A 16,639-nucleotide genomic window follows, 5' to 3' on the forward strand; every position below is an offset into this window, starting at 1 on the left:
ATTTCACATCATAAAAAAACATTCTCAATCAAAGAATATTTTATTAACAAATACTTGATTTACAGTTATTTAAGTTACAATATACAGTATTTTTCACATATCAAAACCAAACGAATTTTAAATCTATTTCGATATGAAAAAATCACTGTACTTAAGTCTGTTTTTGATCCTGGTGTCTAATACCCTGTTTGCACAGATCGGGGGCATTGAGGATTCGGTAAATGATATTTCCGATACCATCAGGACAATCTTCCCGATTATCCTTGGGGTTATTTTCCTGGTGGGCTTCCTTTTTAACGCCGGACACTTCTTTGGCGAAAACGCCGACCTGAAAAAAGGCATTACCCGGGTACTCATCTTTGTACTCATTGCCGGGGCTGTAGTGGGCATCTTTACTTACCTGATAGGAATCGTAGTGTAATGAAACAGTTCGAACCCTATAAAAACATCAGGAAACGGGCAATGGTACTTGGCCTGCCCCTACCCTTCTTTGCCTTGCAAATGATCTCGGTCATCGGTTCATTATTGGTCATCATCTTTTCTTTTAGCCTGGGGGTGATCGTATCCGTACTACTTTGGAATATGATGTTGTACACCGCCCTGGGCCGGATAATCAGCCATCCGGAATTGTTGCACCTGAAAAAAGTGTTTCCGCAGACCATCAGTAATAAAAAACTCAGCCATTTGTCCTATGAAGAAGATTAACCTATCTGCATACCACCCCATACTGGATATCCAGGGCCATACGGTGTTCGCCTCCAATGGCAATGTGGTGCTGTGCTATACGGTTTCCCTCCCGGAAATCTATTCCCTTTCGGAAAAGGATTTTGAACAGCTCCACGGGGCCTGGTTCCAAGCCTTTAAATCCTTGCCTCCCGGAACGGTCATCCATAAACAGGATATATATGAAAAAACAGCATATTCGGCAGCGGAACTGCCCAACCATAGCTTCCTCCAAAAAGCTACCCACGACTATTTTAAGGGAAGGGAATATATGCAGCACCAGTGTTACCTGTTTTTTGTCCTGCCGATGGACAAGACATTAAATGCCCCTAAATATGTCAACCCTTTCCGGAAAATCGAAAAAGGCATCCGTAAGAAACTGGATCATCAGGTCAATGAGTTTATCGGGGCGGTCAATGATGCCATCTCGTTTATCAACAACAGTCGTAGAATAAAGCTGGCTCCTATGCTCCCTGATTTCTTTATTGGTTTCACCGAGGCCTATTTTAACGGTTTTAACGAGGGGTTCGATACCGATATCCAGCTTGCCAAAAAAGGAATTGCCATTGGTGACCATCATATGGATGTGTTGGCCGTCAATAGCGAACTGTGTTTTGGGGAAGTGCTGCAGAGCAGCAAGATCAACGACAAGTTCACCTCAGATGATTTTACCTTCCACCAGGGGTTTATAGATGGCCTGGGGCTGAACCTCAATGAGAACCATATCATCAACCAGATTATTTACCTGGACGACAAACATAAATGGCGGAAACTCCTGGACAAGAAGATTGAGGAACTCAGCAAGAGTTCCAACTTCGGGACACAAAACAAGGTGGTCCTAAAGAAAATCCGGCATATCCTTGACCAGATCAATGAAGATGATAGTTCCCGTATTATCCGGGGACACCTCAATGTAGTATTCTGGTCACAAGAGGCTTCGGAACTCCCCAGGATAGCCTCGAAGATAAAAACGGAATTTAAGGAACTGGACATTGTTCCCTATTATCCCAATGGGGAAGAACGCAAACATTATTTTTTGAATTCCTATCCCTGTTTCGCTTCCAACTTTTCCAACCAGGATCTTTATGTGACCGATTTAAAGCACGCGCTCTGCCTGTACATCAACAATACTAATTACCGTTCGGATAACACCGGGGTCATCTTTAATGATAGGCAGCACAACATCCCCGTACTGAAAGACGTGTGGGACGAAAGGAAAAAACGAATTAAGGCGCGGAACTTTGCCATTTTTGCCCCCACGGGGGAAGGCAAATCCTTTTTGGCCAACAATATCCTTCGACAATATTTTGAGCAGCAGGTACGCTTGGTCATTATCGACCTCGGAGGTTCCTACTCCAAATTTGCCAAGCTCTATCCCAATGACCATATCATTTTACGATATGAACAAGGGAAAAATTTGGGCATCAACCCGTTTTACATTTCCAGCGAAGCCGATTTGAGCCCGGAACGGTTGGAGGATCTATCAGTATTCCTATTAGAATTATTAGCAGAAGGAAATAGCGTTTCCAAGGGCAAGGAAGTCGCGATGAAAAAGGTTTTGTTGCATTACTACAATCAAATTCGGAAATACCATTCGTTGGCTTCCCTGTACCGGTTTGTGGATAAGAGCAAGGAAAATTTGACCCAAGATCTGGGCATCCGGGAGGAACATTTCAGTACCTATGATTTTCTGCATATCCTATCGGAATATGTCGATGGCGGTCTGTACAGTTTTTTGTTCAACATTGGCGAAGACCAGACCTATAAGATCGAGGACAAACGGATGATCGTCTTTGAACTCGATGAAGTCAAGGACAACAAGGAAATCCTCTCGGTAATGCTCAAGCTCATCAAGTCCGCTATCCAGCGTACCATTTGGCGGAACCGTTCCGAAAAAGGGATTATCCTGTTTGACGAGTTTGCCAAGCAATTGAAATTTGGCAATGTGCTGGAAAGCGTGGAATTCTATTACCAGGCCATCCGGAAGCAGAACGGGGCCATCGGGATTATCCTGCAATCCATCAACCAGCTTCCGCAGAATAGTACCTCGGCCAGTATTTTGGAAAACACCCAGATCATCTATAGTCTTCGGAACGAAAAAGGCTATGACGAACTACAAAAACGGCTGAACCTGTCCTCCCACGATCTGAACCAGTTACGCTCTATCCGTAACAATCTAACGGGAGATAGAAAATACACCGAGATGTTTATCAAGATCGGAAAGGAAAGCAACATCTTCCGACTCGAAGTTCCAAAAGAAGTGTATGCCGCCTACTTGACCGATGGCAGTGAGAATGAGATCATAATGGCCCTCTATGAAAAACATAGGGACATGGAAACCGCTATCAAAGAATTTTTAACCTCTAAAACATAAAAATATGAAAAATACAATCAAACCCAAAACACTTGTATTGGCACTGGCTTTTGCCTTTTTATCATCTGGCCACATTGTGGCCCAGGGGATGCCGGTCTATGACAATACCAATTTTATCAGCCTGGCCAAATCCCTGATTGAATCCGCCAAGCAAACATCAAACCTGTTAAAGACCGTGGATTTCCTTAAAAAACAAAAAGAACGTATCGAGCAGGTGAGCAATGTCATCCAACAGCTAGATGCCGTGGGACAGTTGATACAGAACAACCAACGGCTATTCAATATGGTCCAAGGAGATTTACAGGACATCCTGAACTCCCCGTATATCAAGCCCGAGGAAATCAACCGGGTGACCAAATCCTTTAACGAGATTGTCGAACGCTCGATGGAAAGTGTGGATTATGTCAACAAGATCCTCACCAGTGACTACCTGAAAATGAGCGATGCCGAAAGGGCAACGGTATTGAAGGACTATGAGACCCAATCCAATGAAATGGTGGCCGAAGTGGAGTCCAAGACCCGGCGGTACAAAGAGATCATTTCGTTCCGGAAAATGCAGGACAGGATCAATAACCGTGAAACAGGGTTCTGATGAGTATAGGATTGGAATATGTGGACACGGTCTTCCAGACCATCAAGAACAGTGACTTTTCCCAGTATACCATTACCGGGATGAAGGCTCTGGCCGTGCTATTTTTCCTCATTAACATCCTAAAAAAATACAATGAAGGTATTGCCACTACCGATGGGCATACCTGGGGATTGAACCCTACGGAACTCTTTAAGAATTTTGCCATAGTCCTTCTGGTCATCTTTTCTACTCAGGTATTGGGCGTTTTTGACAGCATTTTGGTCGCTATCGAGGCCCAATACCGGGACACGGCCCCGGCACTCCTCCCGTTGCAGTTACAGGATGTTGACCTGGAACAGGATGTGGGTGCCCTGGAGGCCGCCAAAAAAGCAATGGCGATATTATATGAAGCTTTGGTCACCCCATTGTACGGATTAAAAATGCTGGCCTTTATGGTCGGGGTCATTTTATGGCTCCTCGATCTGTTTATTTACCCGCTCTTTTTGGCGGAACGCTTTTTCCTGTTGGGGATCATGCAGGCCTTTTTTCCGTTGGTCATCAGCCTGGCCGTTTTTGAAAAGTTTCGGGAACTGGCCTATAACTTCTTCAAACTGTACGCAGGGGTATATATGCTCGTTCCGGCTTTTTTCCTGGTCAATGTCTTTATCAATAACCTTTACACGGAAATCAACACCAACTTTTGGGGCGACCTGCTCGGCACCGATTGGGGGAATGAATTCTTTGCGCCATTGGTCGAATGTGCCTCCATTGGATTTATTGTCCTGTTAAAGTTCAAGCTCTATCGCAGGGCGACCTCCTTCGTGTTCAAACTGTTTGCCACATAAAATAGATTTAATACCAAAGAATGATGAAAAAAATGAAGATACCCTATAAGAATATTTACGATGTGCTGAGGACAAACCGCTTTATAGTTCTTTCCGTGGTCATTGGCGCGGTATTGACCTGTACCGTTTCGGTGTTTATGGTCGTCAGACTACACCGGGAATCTCAAAACAATGCCTTTGTGGTCAATGGCGACGGCAGTGTTATTCCGCTCCTACTGGTCTCCCAAAGGGAGAACATACAGGTTGAAGCCCTGGCACACCTGAAATTGTTCCACCGGTACTTCTATAACATCAATGCCAACAATTACAAAAGTAACCTGGAGAAAGCTTTGTGGCTGGGGAACAGTTCCGTGGCCGACCTCTACCGACAAAAACAGGCGGAAGGTGTCTATAACCGCCTGTTACAATATTCCCTGGTACAGGAGGTGCTACAGATCGATTCCAGGGTGGATCTGGAAAAGGAGCCCTATCCCTTTAGCACCACCGTCATTTTTAAGATCAACCGCGGTTCGGTCACCGATACTTACCAACTGAAGACCTCCGGGAACCTGATCCATGTGGACCGGAACTTTCCGCACAATACCCACGGCTTTTTGGTTACCGGCTTTTATGAAAACACGCTTAGAAAAATTGAGAACTATGAAAGCCCCTAATGGCAATGAAAAAACTATACCCATGAAAATAGAGAAAAATAAAATCGTCTTTGCCCTGGTCATCCTCTGTATCGTCCTGTTTATCGGGGCTTATGCCTTCGTTGCTCTGGGTGAAGATGAAGAACCCACCCTAAAGAACAACCAGACACCCGTTCCCCAATTGGAGGAAAGTGGACAAAAAGTATATAAAACCAAAATGGAAGCCCTGGAGGATTTAAAGGAAGAACGCCAGATCAATGCCCCCAGTGTTTATGATGAACGTTTACTGGATTCTACCGGAACCTATGATCCCGACCTGTTGGATAAGAAAAAAATGCAAATCATTGATAGCATCTATTCCCAGGGACGTATCAATTATACCGAAAAGTCGTATCGGCAAACTGAAAGTACGGTTACCCCATCCCCCAAACCCATAGAAAAAGACACGGTTTCCAGAGAAGAAGAAAAAGAAATTGCCATCGCCGCTAAGGAACTGGGGCTGGAACACCAGTTATTTTTTGCTTCAAATCCGAAGGACAATCCCAAGGTAAACCTCCGGAATACCGATGCCCGGATCTATGTCAGGGTAGACGGTACCCAGACCATCAGGGAAAACTATCGCTTACGGATGCGTTTGGTAAAAGCGGCAACCATATGTGGCCGGCATTTTCCAAGGAACACGCCTATATACGGCTTTGTCAGCTTTAAGCCCAACCGGACGATGCTCAGCATTGAGCACATTGATCACAACCCAATAACCCTTTGGGCTTATGACCTGGAAGACGGTAGCCAGGGCATCTATATTGAGAACAGTTTCCAGGCGGATGTCAGGCAACAGGTAATCGGCGATGTCGTGGACGATATCAATGTGGCCGGGGTGCCACAGGTCAGCGGCATCAAGCAGCTTTTCCGAAGGGACAACCGTAAGGTAAAAGTGACCGTGATGGATGATTATCAATTAATACTAAAACCTAAGCAATGAGATTTACAATTCTATTCATAAGCATACTCCTTTGTGGTTCGTTACAAGCACAGCAGGCCATAGACACTCTTTACGCAAACGAGAAGAAAAACGTTGCCCTGTTTTTTCCCAGTGCCATACAACAGGGAATTACGGGAGCTTCCCATTTCGTGTTTACCTATAACCGGGAAAAGGAGCAATATTTCGGGTTGTTACAGGCACAGCCCGGAGAAGAAAGTAACCTTTTGGTAGTGACCGATGATGGCCAGGTATATTCCTATATCCTAAAATACGCCAGGGTACTTCCAAAACTTAATTATTTTGTTCCGGAAGAGGAAAGCATCGGCAATGAAATGCCGGTAAATGTAGTGTCGGAACCAACGAAAATAATACTGGATAGTATAGCCAAACGAACAGCCTATCTTAAACGTTTGAGCGAACACCTGTTGGGGTTCCGTGGCAAAAAATTGGCGACCAAGCGTAAGAAAGGCATAAAGCTACAATTGCAAAAAATGGCCTACAACGGTTCGGAAACCTATTTGGTAATGGAGATTACCAACCAATCCGGAATAGCCTTTGAAATTGACTTCCTGGATGTTTACAGGGTTAGTGGCAATAAGAAACGGAAGGCTTCCTATCAGAAACTATTGATAGAACCTCTCTATAAATATAAAATGCCTACCAAAGTGTGGAATAGTCAATCGTACCGGTTTGTGTATGTACTGCCCAAATTTGTGTTAGGGGATAAAGAGAAACTTCAATTGGAGTTGAGTGAGTTGAAAGGAAGCCGGAAGGTTTTGGCACATTATCGTTAGCCTTTTACTTATTTTAAAATTAAAACACTGATAAACTGATGAGTAAGAGTGATAACAAAAAAAAAATTAAAACGCCAATTGCTTATTATGGTGGAAAACAAAATATACTTAAACATATCCTCCCATTAATTCCTAAGCATAGAATTTATGTGGAGCCCTTTTTTGGAGGTGGAGCAGTGTATTGGGCAAAGGAACCCAGTTCAATTGAGATCATCAATGATACAAACATGAACATTATTAATTTTTATGAAGTTCTAAAACATTCCTATTTTGAGTTACGTAAACGAGTAGAGTCTACCCTGCATAGCAGAGAAATCTACAAAAAGGCATTAATAATCTATGATTGCCCTTGGTTGTTTGCAGATGATCCGGTCATTCGCGCCTGGGCATTTTATGTCCTGACCAATCAGGGCTTTGCCCATAAGATAGGAGCATGGGGATATAACCGAGGTAAAATGGCATATACTATTCAACAAAAAATAGATCAATTTCAGGAGATTCTGAGTGAACGATTAAAATACACCCAAATCGAGCAGAACAAAGCAAAAAATGTCATTAAAAGCAGAGATACTCCGGATACATTTGTATATGCGGATCCTCCATATGTAAATAGTGACCAGGGCCATTATGGTGGCTATACATTAGAACATTATACACAAGACCTCGAAGCTCTCGCAGCCATGAAAGGAAAATTCTTATTAAGTGCTTACCCAAGCGAAACTCTGAATCAATACATCAATGAATACGGTTGGCAGAAGAAAGCTTTTGAAAAGGTACCTTCCGCCAATAATCCAGCTAAGATTTTAAAAATAAATAAGGTTGAGCTGTTGATATATAATTATTGAATATTGACTAAAGTAGGTCTGTCAAACAATTAAATAGTTGGTAAGGGTACTTCTTCATTTTAGGGAAAAAAAGAATTTTCCATCTCGTCATAAACTGAATAATTTATTATGAACTCAAATGCCACCTGGTAATACCAAGTCCTACTATAGCTGTAAAAATCGAGAAATGTTGTACCTGCCCAAAATTTAGAAGAAAAACAGGCCTGATTTTAACAAAAAAACCGAAAATTTCTCTACGGCTTTTGTGCGGGCGGGGAGACTCGAACTCCCAAACCTCGCGGCATCAGGCCCTAAGTCTCCCGTGTCTACTAATTCCACCACGCCCGCTTTGAACAATATTTTAAGAACTTTTATTTGGTTTAATCCCAAGTTTATTGAAATTACGTCAATCAGGAAACAACAACTACCAACTCAGAAACATTTTGACAGAAGGTTAGCCAGATCTTTGTGGTATAGAATTTTAAAACTTATCACAATGAAAACTATTTTTATTACAGGGGCATCTTCAGGGTTAGGGAAAGCAACAGCAAAATTATTTCAGGAAAGCGGATGGCAGGTTATTGCCACAATGCGTAATCCTAAGAAGGAATCAGAATTGAATACACTCCCTAATGTATTCCTGTATTCATTAGATGTTACCAATGCTACACAGGTGACCAGTACAATTAAAGAAATACTAAATCAATTTGAAATCGATGTTGTTTTTAACAATGCCGGTTACGGATTGGTGGGCGGATTTGAAGCTTACACACAGGAAGACATCCAACGACAGATTGAGACCAACCTCATAGGAGTATTAAGAATCGCACAACCATTTATAACCTATTTCAGAGAAAAAAGAAAGCAAGGACTTCTTTTAACTACTACATCTGCTGTGGGAATTGCAGCAAATCCTTTAGCTTCTGTTTATAGTGCGACCAAATTTGCTTTGGAAGGGTGGAGCGAGGCCATAAATTATGAATTACGACCATTCGGCATCCAATCAAAGACAATTGCCCCAGGTGGGATGGCTACGGATTATGCAGGACGTTCTTTAGTATATGTTGAAAATGAGGCGTATAATCCACTGTGGAATAAGATGATTGCTGGCTTTGAAGATGGAAGTACCGAGGTGCATTTCTCTTCTCCTGAAGATGTAGCCAAAGTGGTATTGGAAGCAGCTACAGATAATAAGGCACAGTTAAGATATGTGGCCGGACCGGATGCGCAAAAGATTGCTGACGATCGTCAAAAATTAGGACAACAACATCAATTTGAACAAATCAGTAAATTGTATCAATAATGAAAACGATCTTTATTACCGGGGCATCATCAGGATTAGGGAAAACCACGGCAAAACTATTCCTGGAAAAGGGCTGGCAGGTTATCGCTACAATGCGAAATCCCGAAAAAGAACAGGAACTTACACTGCTGGAAAATGTTTCCGTTTTTAAAATGGACGTGACCGATCTGCGGGAAATTAAATCTGTGGTAGCAAATATTACTAACGATTATGAAATCGACCTTGTAATGAACAATGCCGGGTACGGCCTTATAGGTCCGTTGGAAGCGCTGACTGACGAACAGATATCAAAACAAAAGTACAAACCAACCTTTTAGGCGTGATAGGCGTAACAAAAGCATTTATTCCTTACTTTAGAACCAGAAGATCAGGTACCTTTATCAATATAAGCTCCAGTTTCGGTCTTGTTGGTTTTCCAACCTGTTCGGTGTATTCTGCCACCAAATTTGCTGTCGACGGATTTTCGGAAAGTCTAGCCTACGAGCTGGCAGATTTCGGAATAAATGTCAGGATCATAGCTCCCGGGGGGATAAAAACGGATTTTGCTACCCGTTCTATGGATACGGGAGTTCACCCGGCTTACGAGATATTAATGGCAAAAGTAAGCGCCGGGTATAGTCCGGAGCAGTTGGAGCGTTATACCCCGGCTATCGATATTGCCCGGGTGGTTTATGAAGCCGCTACGGATGATAAAGACCAATTGCGGTATATAGCCGGAAAGGATTGTATCGCACTGTATGATGATCGTTTAAACCTGGGGACTGAAAAACAGTATCAAAACATTAAAGCAATGTTTGTAAGTGAGTGATTTTTTGGTACGACTAAAATTCAATGGATAAAGGCAACACAAAAACCAATGATAATGAAACCAATTCTATTTAATTCCATTTCAGCACTGCACAAAGCCATGGGATTACCCAAGCCTATACACCCATTGATCAGTCTTGTGGATTACGGAACCATACAGGCAGATGTCACCGAACTCTCCAAAGGAATGGTACTCAATTTTTATAAAGTTTCCTTTAAAAGGAATTTTAAAGGAAAGATCAAATACGGACAGGGATATTATGATTTTGACGAAGGGAACCTCTCTTTTCACGCTCCGGGACAACTGGTAAAAGTACTGGAAGAAGAAGCGGATTACACCGGGATAACCCTGTTGTTTCACCCGGATTTTATTCGTGGATATGCTTTGGCAAATTCGATCAAAGATTATGGTTTTTTCTCTTATGGGTTAACCGAAGCTCTTTATTTATCAGATAAAGAAAGAGAAATGATGGTGCGTATTTTCAATACCATTGAAAAAGAATTACAATCCTCTATCGATAATTTCAGCCAGGATATTATGGTTTCCCAGATAGAACAGTTACTGCATTACAGCAACCGTTTCTACAATCGTCAGTTCATTACCCGTAAAACGGTCAATAATGATTTGGTGTCACAGATGGAGCATTATCTGGATCAATATTTCCATACGGATAAAACACTGAAAAACGGTATACCAACTGTTAACGATTTGGCTGCACATTTAAAAGTATCGCCGCGATACCTAGGTGATATGCTCCGTGCACATACTGGTCAAAGTACACAGTCCCATATTCAACAAAAACTACTGGAAAAGGCAAAATACCTGTTAATGGCAACCGACTTATCCGTGGCGGAAATCGCGTATCAATTGGGTTTTGAACGTCCACAATCCTTCAATAAATTGTTCAAGCAGAAAACGCAACAGACTCCCTTGCGGTACAGGAACTCCCTGAATTAAAATATATCATACACATAAAGAACATTGAAATATGAGTTATTGCTATGTAATAGAAACAATGCCAGAGCCTAGAAAAAGCTTGCATAAAAAGTACCACGACAAGCACTATGGTTTTCCCATACACGATGATAATGAGCTATTCGGAAGATTATTGATGGAAATCAACCAGGCTGGGCTAAGTTGGGAAATCATCTTAAAAAAGGAAGAAAACTTCCGCAAATCATACGATGATTTTTCCATTGAGAAAGTTGCTACATACACCGAAAAAGACCGGGAGCGATTACTTGCTGATGCAGGGATTATAAGAAACAAACTAAAAGTAAATGCCGCAATTGTCAATGCTCAAGCTATTATGGCAATCCAAAAAGAATATGGTTCATTCCAAAAATGGCTTGAACACCACCACCCGAAAACTTTGCAGGAATGGATGAAGCTCTTCAAAAAGACTTTCAAGTTTACCGGTGGTGAAATTGTCAATGAATTTTTGATGAGTATAGGATTCCTACCGGGGGCACACTCCAAAGATTGTAAAATTTACACACAAATTCTTAAAGAGAAACCAATGTGGAATCAATAAAAACAAATAGTATGATGGATATAGAAAAGTTTATAGCAAATTGGCTAAAGGTCAGTAATGATTTCGATACTGAACAATACCTTGGGATGTACCATAAGAATGCCGTATTGGACGACCCTTCTGTAGGAAGAAAATTTATGGGACACCAAGGAATTAAGAATTACTTTGAAAGCTATTTTATAGGTTATAATACAAAAACCCGATTAACCGACTTGACTGTCAAAGGTGATAAAGCCCATCTTGAGGTCGAATTTACCGGGAATTTCCCAGAAGGAAAAATAAAGGGCATTTTTGATTTTGCGTTTAAAGAAGATAAAATCAGTGAAGCAAGGGCAGATTTAATTTAAGCCATGTTTTTATCTTTTATTTTGAAACAGTTGTTTTAAAATTATACCTTTGCACTATCAATAAAAATGAAAAAGATGAAAAATTTAGATTTTGTCGAGCTGAAAAAACGTTCACAATCCATCAGGGCCACCTATCATAAATTGGAAAAGGAATACCATCAAACTGAATGGACGGTAGAAGAAGATGCTCTGGCATTTTTGACCGATGCCGGTTTGGTTGGGAGAAACGTGATGTCACATCAAGAACGTTGGCCTAAAACAAATTCTCAAGAAGAACTGGAGCATAAATTGGGAGAATGTATTTGGTGGCTCACTATTTTGGCAGACCGCGCAGGTATGGATATAGAAGAGGCTACGGGTAAGTTTTTGGATAAAACCGAAAAATTGTTTTCAAAATAAAATCAGAGGTGATTTGAATCTTAAGGATATTGATTTAGTCACCAGGAACCCTAAGAGCGATATTATAAACAAAAAGAGCAAAATGACAAGAATTATAACAATCCTGGCTGTACTTATAATTTATTCGTGTAATACCCTCAAAAAAAACAATGGTTCAGAATCAAAAGGCACAACACATATCAGTTCGGTTCAAACAACAATTTCAACCAACAAAAGCGTTTACAAAATAGGGGAACCTATTGAACTTTCTTTGGAAGTTAAAAATACGGGCAACAAACCGTATACCTTTTTACCTTGGGGAACACCCATAGAAAACAAGTTTACAGGAGGTTGTTTAGAGGTAACGGACAACAACGGAGTCCTAGAATATAAAGGAATTATGGTAAAACGGGTTTCACCAACCGAAAAGGATTATATAACCCTTGAAACAGGTGAAACAGTTGTTGGGAAAGTGAATTTACTTGATGGGTATAAACTCAAGGAAAAAGGTGTTTACACCATCCAGTTTGACGAAACCTATAATGGTTTACCTGAATCAAATACAATAAAAGTAAAAATAAAATAATAGTGGCAAATGGCTACAACCAGAGTGAATGATTTGCGGTACTTTTTATTTTCACTAAAACGTTTATTCTCAATTCAATATAATGGCCAGAAATGTAGAGTTCGATGAAGAATTAGCGATTTCCAGAGCAATGGATGTGTTTTGGAAAAAGGGATACAATGGTACTAAAATGCGTGATTTAACGGAAGCCATGGGCATCAATAGTAGCAGTTTGTATAATAGCATCGGTGACAAGCACGAGCTGTTCATTCGTTGTATTAAGCATTATACGGAATCCAGGATGGCAGCTGCCACAAAGCAATTGGGACGTATTAAATCTCCGCTCAAAGCCTTAGAAAAGTTCATTCAATCGTCGGTATATGCCATCACGAATGAACCTAATAGCTGTTTAGCCATCAAGACAACTTTTGAAATTGCCGCAAGTGATGAAAAAGTACAGAAGGTCATCAAAGCTGACAATAAGTTTACATATAACCTACTGATCGATTTGGTAAATAAAGCGATTGAAAAAAAGGAAATCACGGTAAGTCAAGACGCAGAAATGCTGACCGATTATATTATGAACCATTTTTCGGGCTGGCATGAATCTTTTATTATTCATCAGGACAAAGCACGTATCAAGAAAATGGCAGATTTTTTATTAGCACAAATCAGTAAATAATGATTTTTTTTGATATTATTTTGAAACATATGTTACAGAATAGTAATGATATAAAGACAACAAAAAACTAAGAGATAAATTAGTATTTATGACCGATGGCATTAAAGGAATAGGGAAGTAACTACTAGATAAACTGTCTATTACAGGATCTTTTCAAATACTTGGAGGTTTGTCAATTTACCGTTTGAACGAACGGAAAAAACAAACCACATAACATACTTTCTGGCAATGAATAGTGTCAGACACATTGATAAGAAAAATGATAGTTGAAGGTGAAGCCTTAACAAAAGTATAATCAAATTTAAATTTAAAACAAATGTTAAAGAAAAATATGAAAGTTAAGAAAACAATGCTGCTTTATGGAGCTGCAGGATATACGGGAAAAATTATTGCTGCTAGGGCTAAAGAATTATCCCTTGACTTTGAAATTGCTGGTAGGGAACCCATTAAAATTAAAGAGCTTGCAGAGGAATTAAATGTTCCCTATCACGTATTTACCGTAGATGATGGTGATGCATGGGTAAATGCTCTAAAAGATAAGCAAGTGTTACTTAATGCAGCAGGTCCTTTTCGTTTTACTGCCAAACAAGCCATGGATGCCTGTTTGAAAGCAGGTGTACATTACATCGATATTAGTGCAGAACTGGAAACCTACCAATTGGCTGAATCTTTGGATGAAGAAGCTAAGACAGCGGGTATTCAGTTAATATCGGGAGCAGGACTTTTTGTGAGCTATGATGCTTTGGTGGTTCATTTATCCAAATCAGTAGAGGAACCAAAGCAATTAAAAATGGGCTTCCGTCACTATGGTGGTTTCTCCAAAGGTTCAGTACTCAGCAGCAAAAACATTGCAGACCTGGGAGTATTGGTTCGGAAAGATGGACTTATTACTAAAAGCGAAAACCCTCTACCAAAAGTTTTTTCTTTTGGAGAAGAAGACGTAGAATGTTTGCCTACTCCTTTAGGAGGAATTATCCTTAGCTATAAATCCACGGGAATTCCTAATATTCAAGAGTACTTCTCTTTAAAACTTCCAGCTACAGAGTTATCGGATTTAAATCTTGAAAAATTGCCAGAAGGTCCTACAGCTGACGAACGTGCTAAAGGTCGAAATGCCATTTCCGGAGAGATTACCGGTAAGGATGGTAAAGTGTTAAAAGCCTGGATTGATGCACCTTCGGGCTATGACCTTACTCCACTTTCGGTAATGGCAGTGGCAAATCGTATTTTAAATAATGATTTTAAAATAGGCTATCAATCGCCCGGATCTGCATACGGAGAAGAAATTATAAAAGATATCCCTGACACCTATTTAATTGACTCTAAAATTTCAGAATAAATGCTTTAATAAATTAATTTCTATGCATAATAAAAGCCACGTTATTTATTCGAAAGCTGGAGAAAGTCAACCAAGCATTGAATTTAATGTAGTACAAGTCCCTGCCGCTGCACAAGGTTTTGCCTGTAAGCCTTATAATAGAAAGGGGATATACAAAATCAGTATACACCACGGACATAATAAGGTGTATTATGGTGATAAAATGATTGAGTTTAAAGAGTATGCTATTCTTTTTTCCCGTCCAAATATGGTCTACCGCTTTGAACAGATCGGCAATCAATATCCGGGTTATTTATGTGTTTTTACGGATGAGTTTTTTGACCAGTTTGCAAATATTAATAATTATCCCCTCTTCAACCCGGAAACAGCTCCATTGATGGAGATTACCGCATCCCAAATGAAGTATTTTACCCAGATTTTTCAGGAAATGGAACAAGAAATGACACTGGACTTCAGCTATAAGTATGATATGTTAAGAACCAAGATTCTTCAACTGGTATTAGATGCGCTAAAACTCCGTCCGGTCCCACACCTTAAAATTCGGGAATCCAATAGTGCCACCCGTATTACGGGCTATTTTAATGAATTACTCGAAGGGCAATTCCCTATCTCCGACCAATCTTACAGAATGATTTTGAGGAATCCTCAAGAATTTGCTGATGAATTGTCTGTGCATGTAAATCACCTTAACCGCTCTTTAAAACAGGTTACAGATAAAACCACAACACAACTCATTGCTTACAGAATGGCTAAGGAAGCAAAAATTCTCCTTCAGGATACAGAATGGAGTATTATGGAAATAGCCTGGTCCCTTCGTTTTGAAGACCTTTCCCATTTTATCAAATTTTTTAAAAAAAATGTAAGCTTTACCCCAAGTGTCTTCAGAAAGAATCTTGTTGTTTGATTTTGCCTTATTTCTGATTGAATATGACCGTTTCCACAGATCGTTAATTCGGAAATTTGTATAGTAAATTTTAAAACTTATTTCTAATGGAAAATCAAATGAAAACTATTAATGAAACCGCAGATAAACTTGCTGTAATTGATGCCCTTTACCGATTTGCTGCAGGCATTGACCAACGTGACAAAAATCTACTTACATCAGCTTTTGCAGCAGATGCCATATCCGATTTTCGCCCAGCTGGAAAAAAAGCAGGTTTTGAATACCCTGTACTGGAAGGTCGCGAAACTATTATCTCTGCCTTAAGCGGATCCCTAACCAACCTTGACACTACACATTCCGTGAGCAATCCGCGTGTAATTATTAATGGAAACAAGGCGACACTAGACGCACTGGTAGAAGCACAACATGTACCATCTAGCGATCACTCACGCCACTATCTAATGAAAAACCGTTACGAAATAGAAATGGTGAGACAGAATGAATTGTGGGTCATTCAGCACGTCATAATCGACAATGTTTGGCGTACTGGAGATCCTGACGTTCTCTCAGGTATCTAAAACTTAAATTATGACTCAACCTAAAATTATTAAATTCTGGAACATTTGTTACATAAAATATGAAAAATAAATTAAAGCCGGGCATAAACCACATTGAATTTTGGGTATCAGATATACCTAAATCCGTCAAATTCTATAGCAGCTTTCTGCCTCTTATTGGCTGGGAACAGATTAGTAATGTTTCTTTTTCAGATGGAAATATAGTAATCTACTTTATAGAAATGAAAGGCATTAACAAGACAAAATCTCTTGGAGTAAGGCACCTGTGCTTTCAGGCAACAGAAAAGGAGCAGGTAAATAAGGTATATGAGGCATTGGAGACTATTAAAGCCACAATAATCCGTGGGCCGCTCTTTATGCATTATTCTGCAGCTTACTATACCGTTGACTTTTATGACCCTGATGGGCAGGTGTTGGAAGTTGCACACACACCATAAAAATTAAGTTCTCACATTAATAATTAATAATTAATAATTA

22 protein-coding genes and 1 tRNA gene are annotated in these 16,639 nt (G+C 40.3%); 22 read left to right on the forward strand and 1 reads right to left on the reverse strand.

Annotated features, from left to right (window positions below; genetic code table 11):
* Positions 1-133: 133 nt before the first annotated feature.
* From ED312_RS06745 to ED312_RS06785, 9 genes are read left to right on the forward strand one after another with little or no spacing between them, the layout of a single operon-like run.
* On the forward strand, positions 134-421 hold the full coding sequence (locus ED312_RS06745) for a hypothetical protein (RefSeq protein ID WP_123215249.1): 288 nt from the start codon (positions 134-136) through the stop codon (positions 419-421).
* The gene (locus tag ED312_RS06750; RefSeq protein WP_123215250.1) at positions 421-705 is read left to right on the forward strand and encodes a hypothetical protein; all 285 of its coding nucleotides are present in this window, start codon (positions 421-423) and stop codon (positions 703-705) included. Before ED312_RS06745 ends, ED312_RS06750 begins: the two co-directional genes overlap by 1 nt.
* Positions 692-3,097 carry a TraG family conjugative transposon ATPase gene (locus ED312_RS06755; protein ID WP_123215251.1) on the forward strand — a complete coding sequence of 802 codons (2,406 nt, stop codon included), beginning with the start codon at positions 692-694 and terminating at the stop codon, positions 3,095-3,097. Before ED312_RS06750 ends, ED312_RS06755 begins: the two co-directional genes overlap by 14 nt.
* A gap of 4 nt (positions 3,098-3,101) precedes the next feature.
* A complete protein-coding gene (locus ED312_RS06760) occupies positions 3,102-3,689 on the forward strand; it encodes a conjugal transfer protein (RefSeq protein ID WP_206363214.1) in 588 nt (195 codons plus the stop codon).
* On the forward strand, positions 3,689-4,513 hold the full coding sequence (locus ED312_RS06765) for a hypothetical protein (RefSeq protein WP_123215252.1): 825 nt from the start codon (positions 3,689-3,691) through the stop codon (positions 4,511-4,513). Before ED312_RS06760 ends, ED312_RS06765 begins: the two co-directional genes overlap by 1 nt.
* Before the next feature lie 32 nt (positions 4,514-4,545).
* Positions 4,546-5,166, forward strand: a complete 621-nt coding sequence (locus ED312_RS06770; RefSeq protein ID WP_123215266.1) for a conjugal transfer protein TraK — start codon at positions 4,546-4,548, stop codon at positions 5,164-5,166.
* Positions 5,167-5,188: 22 nt separating this feature from the next.
* Positions 5,189-6,127: a conjugative transposon protein TraM gene (traM, locus tag ED312_RS06775; RefSeq protein WP_123215267.1), complete on the forward strand. Its 939-nt coding sequence runs from the start codon at positions 5,189-5,191 to the stop codon at positions 6,125-6,127.
* The gene (locus ED312_RS06780) at positions 6,124-6,921 is read left to right on the forward strand and encodes a DUF4138 domain-containing protein (protein ID WP_123215253.1); all 798 of its coding nucleotides are present in this window, start codon (positions 6,124-6,126) and stop codon (positions 6,919-6,921) included. The genes traM and ED312_RS06780 overlap by 4 nt, the downstream gene beginning before the upstream one ends.
* Positions 6,922-6,959: 38 nt before the next feature.
* Entirely contained in the window at positions 6,960-7,766 is an 807-nt protein-coding gene (locus ED312_RS06785; protein ID WP_123215254.1) for a DNA adenine methylase, read from the forward strand.
* Between the two features lie 245 nt (positions 7,767-8,011).
* Here the strand turns inward: ED312_RS06785 and ED312_RS06790 are convergent.
* A tRNA-OTHER gene (locus ED312_RS06790) sits at positions 8,012-8,093 on the reverse strand.
* Positions 8,094-8,241: 148 nt separating this feature from the next.
* On the opposite strand from ED312_RS06790, the gene ED312_RS06795 reads away from it, so the two are divergent.
* From ED312_RS06795 to ED312_RS06850, 13 genes are all read left to right on the forward strand, one after another.
* Positions 8,242-9,048, forward strand: a complete 807-nt coding sequence (locus ED312_RS06795; RefSeq protein WP_123215255.1) for an SDR family oxidoreductase — start codon at positions 8,242-8,244, stop codon at positions 9,046-9,048.
* The gene (locus ED312_RS24415) at positions 9,048-9,365 is read left to right on the forward strand and encodes an SDR family NAD(P)-dependent oxidoreductase (RefSeq protein WP_317125662.1); all 318 of its coding nucleotides are present in this window, start codon (positions 9,048-9,050) and stop codon (positions 9,363-9,365) included. The genes ED312_RS06795 and ED312_RS24415 overlap by 1 nt, the downstream gene beginning before the upstream one ends.
* Before the next feature lie 2 nt (positions 9,366-9,367).
* Positions 9,368-9,856, forward strand: coding sequence for an SDR family NAD(P)-dependent oxidoreductase (locus tag ED312_RS24420; RefSeq protein WP_317125663.1), 489 nt, complete (start codon positions 9,368-9,370; stop codon positions 9,854-9,856).
* A 48-nt stretch (positions 9,857-9,904) separates the two neighbouring features.
* Positions 9,905-10,813 (forward strand): helix-turn-helix domain-containing protein, encoded by a 909-nt coding sequence (locus ED312_RS06805; RefSeq protein WP_123215256.1) that lies wholly within the window; start codon positions 9,905-9,907, stop codon positions 10,811-10,813.
* A gap of 31 nt (positions 10,814-10,844) precedes the next feature.
* Positions 10,845-11,390: a DNA-3-methyladenine glycosylase I gene (locus ED312_RS06810; RefSeq protein WP_123215257.1), complete on the forward strand. Its 546-nt coding sequence runs from the start codon at positions 10,845-10,847 to the stop codon at positions 11,388-11,390.
* Positions 11,391-11,401: 11 nt separating this feature from the next.
* Complete coding sequence (locus tag ED312_RS06815; RefSeq protein WP_240643046.1) at positions 11,402-11,737, forward strand: nuclear transport factor 2 family protein; 336 nt, start codon at positions 11,402-11,404, stop codon at positions 11,735-11,737.
* A gap of 75 nt (positions 11,738-11,812) precedes the next feature.
* Positions 11,813-12,136 (forward strand): nucleoside triphosphate pyrophosphohydrolase family protein, encoded by a 324-nt coding sequence (locus tag ED312_RS06820; RefSeq protein ID WP_123215269.1) that lies wholly within the window; start codon positions 11,813-11,815, stop codon positions 12,134-12,136.
* An 82-nt stretch (positions 12,137-12,218) separates the two neighbouring features.
* Complete coding sequence (locus ED312_RS06825; protein ID WP_148044230.1) at positions 12,219-12,701, forward strand: hypothetical protein; 483 nt, start codon at positions 12,219-12,221, stop codon at positions 12,699-12,701.
* Positions 12,702-12,783: 82 nt separating this feature from the next.
* Positions 12,784-13,362 (forward strand): TetR/AcrR family transcriptional regulator, encoded by a 579-nt coding sequence (locus ED312_RS06830; protein ID WP_123215259.1) that lies wholly within the window; start codon positions 12,784-12,786, stop codon positions 13,360-13,362.
* A 316-nt stretch (positions 13,363-13,678) separates the two neighbouring features.
* Positions 13,679-14,701, forward strand: coding sequence for a saccharopine dehydrogenase family protein (locus ED312_RS06835; protein WP_206363215.1), 1,023 nt, complete (start codon positions 13,679-13,681; stop codon positions 14,699-14,701).
* 22 nt (positions 14,702-14,723) lie between these two features.
* The gene (locus ED312_RS06840; RefSeq protein ID WP_123215260.1) at positions 14,724-15,605 is read left to right on the forward strand and encodes a helix-turn-helix domain-containing protein; all 882 of its coding nucleotides are present in this window, start codon (positions 14,724-14,726) and stop codon (positions 15,603-15,605) included.
* 86 nt (positions 15,606-15,691) lie between these two features.
* Complete coding sequence (locus tag ED312_RS06845; protein ID WP_206363216.1) at positions 15,692-16,162, forward strand: nuclear transport factor 2 family protein; 471 nt, start codon at positions 15,692-15,694, stop codon at positions 16,160-16,162.
* A 59-nt stretch (positions 16,163-16,221) separates the two neighbouring features.
* Positions 16,222-16,599 (forward strand): VOC family protein, encoded by a 378-nt coding sequence (locus ED312_RS06850; protein WP_123215261.1) that lies wholly within the window; start codon positions 16,222-16,224, stop codon positions 16,597-16,599.
* Positions 16,600-16,639: the final 40 nt, after the last annotated feature.

This window comes from Sinomicrobium pectinilyticum (assembly GCF_003725735.1).
Lineage (GTDB): Bacteria > Bacteroidota > Bacteroidia > Flavobacteriales > Flavobacteriaceae > Sinomicrobium > Sinomicrobium pectinilyticum.

Coding starts and splice junctions, on each gene's coding strand:
- ED312_RS06745 (WP_123215249.1), top strand. CDS start 134: ATGAAAAAATCACTGTACTTAAGTCTGTTTTTGATCCTGGTGTCTAAT.
- ED312_RS06750 (WP_123215250.1), top strand. CDS start 421: ATGAAACAGTTCGAACCCTATAAAAACATCAGGAAACGGGCAATGGTA.
- ED312_RS06755 (WP_123215251.1), top strand. CDS start 692: ATGAAGAAGATTAACCTATCTGCATACCACCCCATACTGGATATCCAG.
- ED312_RS06760 (WP_206363214.1), top strand. CDS start 3,102: ATGAAAAATACAATCAAACCCAAAACACTTGTATTGGCACTGGCTTTT.
- ED312_RS06765 (WP_123215252.1), top strand. CDS start 3,689: ATGAGTATAGGATTGGAATATGTGGACACGGTCTTCCAGACCATCAAG.
- ED312_RS06770 (WP_123215266.1), top strand. CDS start 4,546: ATGAAGATACCCTATAAGAATATTTACGATGTGCTGAGGACAAACCGC.
- traM (WP_123215267.1), top strand. CDS start 5,189: ATGAAAATAGAGAAAAATAAAATCGTCTTTGCCCTGGTCATCCTCTGT.
- ED312_RS06780 (WP_123215253.1), top strand. CDS start 6,124: ATGAGATTTACAATTCTATTCATAAGCATACTCCTTTGTGGTTCGTTA.
- ED312_RS06785 (WP_123215254.1), top strand. CDS start 6,960: ATGAGTAAGAGTGATAACAAAAAAAAAATTAAAACGCCAATTGCTTAT.
- ED312_RS06795 (WP_123215255.1), top strand. CDS start 8,242: ATGAAAACTATTTTTATTACAGGGGCATCTTCAGGGTTAGGGAAAGCA.
- ED312_RS24415 (WP_317125662.1), top strand. CDS start 9,048: ATGAAAACGATCTTTATTACCGGGGCATCATCAGGATTAGGGAAAACC.
- ED312_RS06805 (WP_123215256.1), top strand. CDS start 9,905: ATGATAATGAAACCAATTCTATTTAATTCCATTTCAGCACTGCACAAA.
- ED312_RS06810 (WP_123215257.1), top strand. CDS start 10,845: ATGAGTTATTGCTATGTAATAGAAACAATGCCAGAGCCTAGAAAAAGC.
- ED312_RS06815 (WP_240643046.1), top strand. CDS start 11,402: ATGATGGATATAGAAAAGTTTATAGCAAATTGGCTAAAGGTCAGTAAT.
- ED312_RS06820 (WP_123215269.1), top strand. CDS start 11,813: ATGAAAAATTTAGATTTTGTCGAGCTGAAAAAACGTTCACAATCCATC.
- ED312_RS06825 (WP_148044230.1), top strand. CDS start 12,219: ATGACAAGAATTATAACAATCCTGGCTGTACTTATAATTTATTCGTGT.
- ED312_RS06830 (WP_123215259.1), top strand. CDS start 12,784: ATGGCCAGAAATGTAGAGTTCGATGAAGAATTAGCGATTTCCAGAGCA.
- ED312_RS06835 (WP_206363215.1), top strand. CDS start 13,679: ATGTTAAAGAAAAATATGAAAGTTAAGAAAACAATGCTGCTTTATGGA.
- ED312_RS06840 (WP_123215260.1), top strand. CDS start 14,724: ATGCATAATAAAAGCCACGTTATTTATTCGAAAGCTGGAGAAAGTCAA.
- ED312_RS06845 (WP_206363216.1), top strand. CDS start 15,692: ATGGAAAATCAAATGAAAACTATTAATGAAACCGCAGATAAACTTGCT.
- ED312_RS06850 (WP_123215261.1), top strand. CDS start 16,222: ATGAAAAATAAATTAAAGCCGGGCATAAACCACATTGAATTTTGGGTA.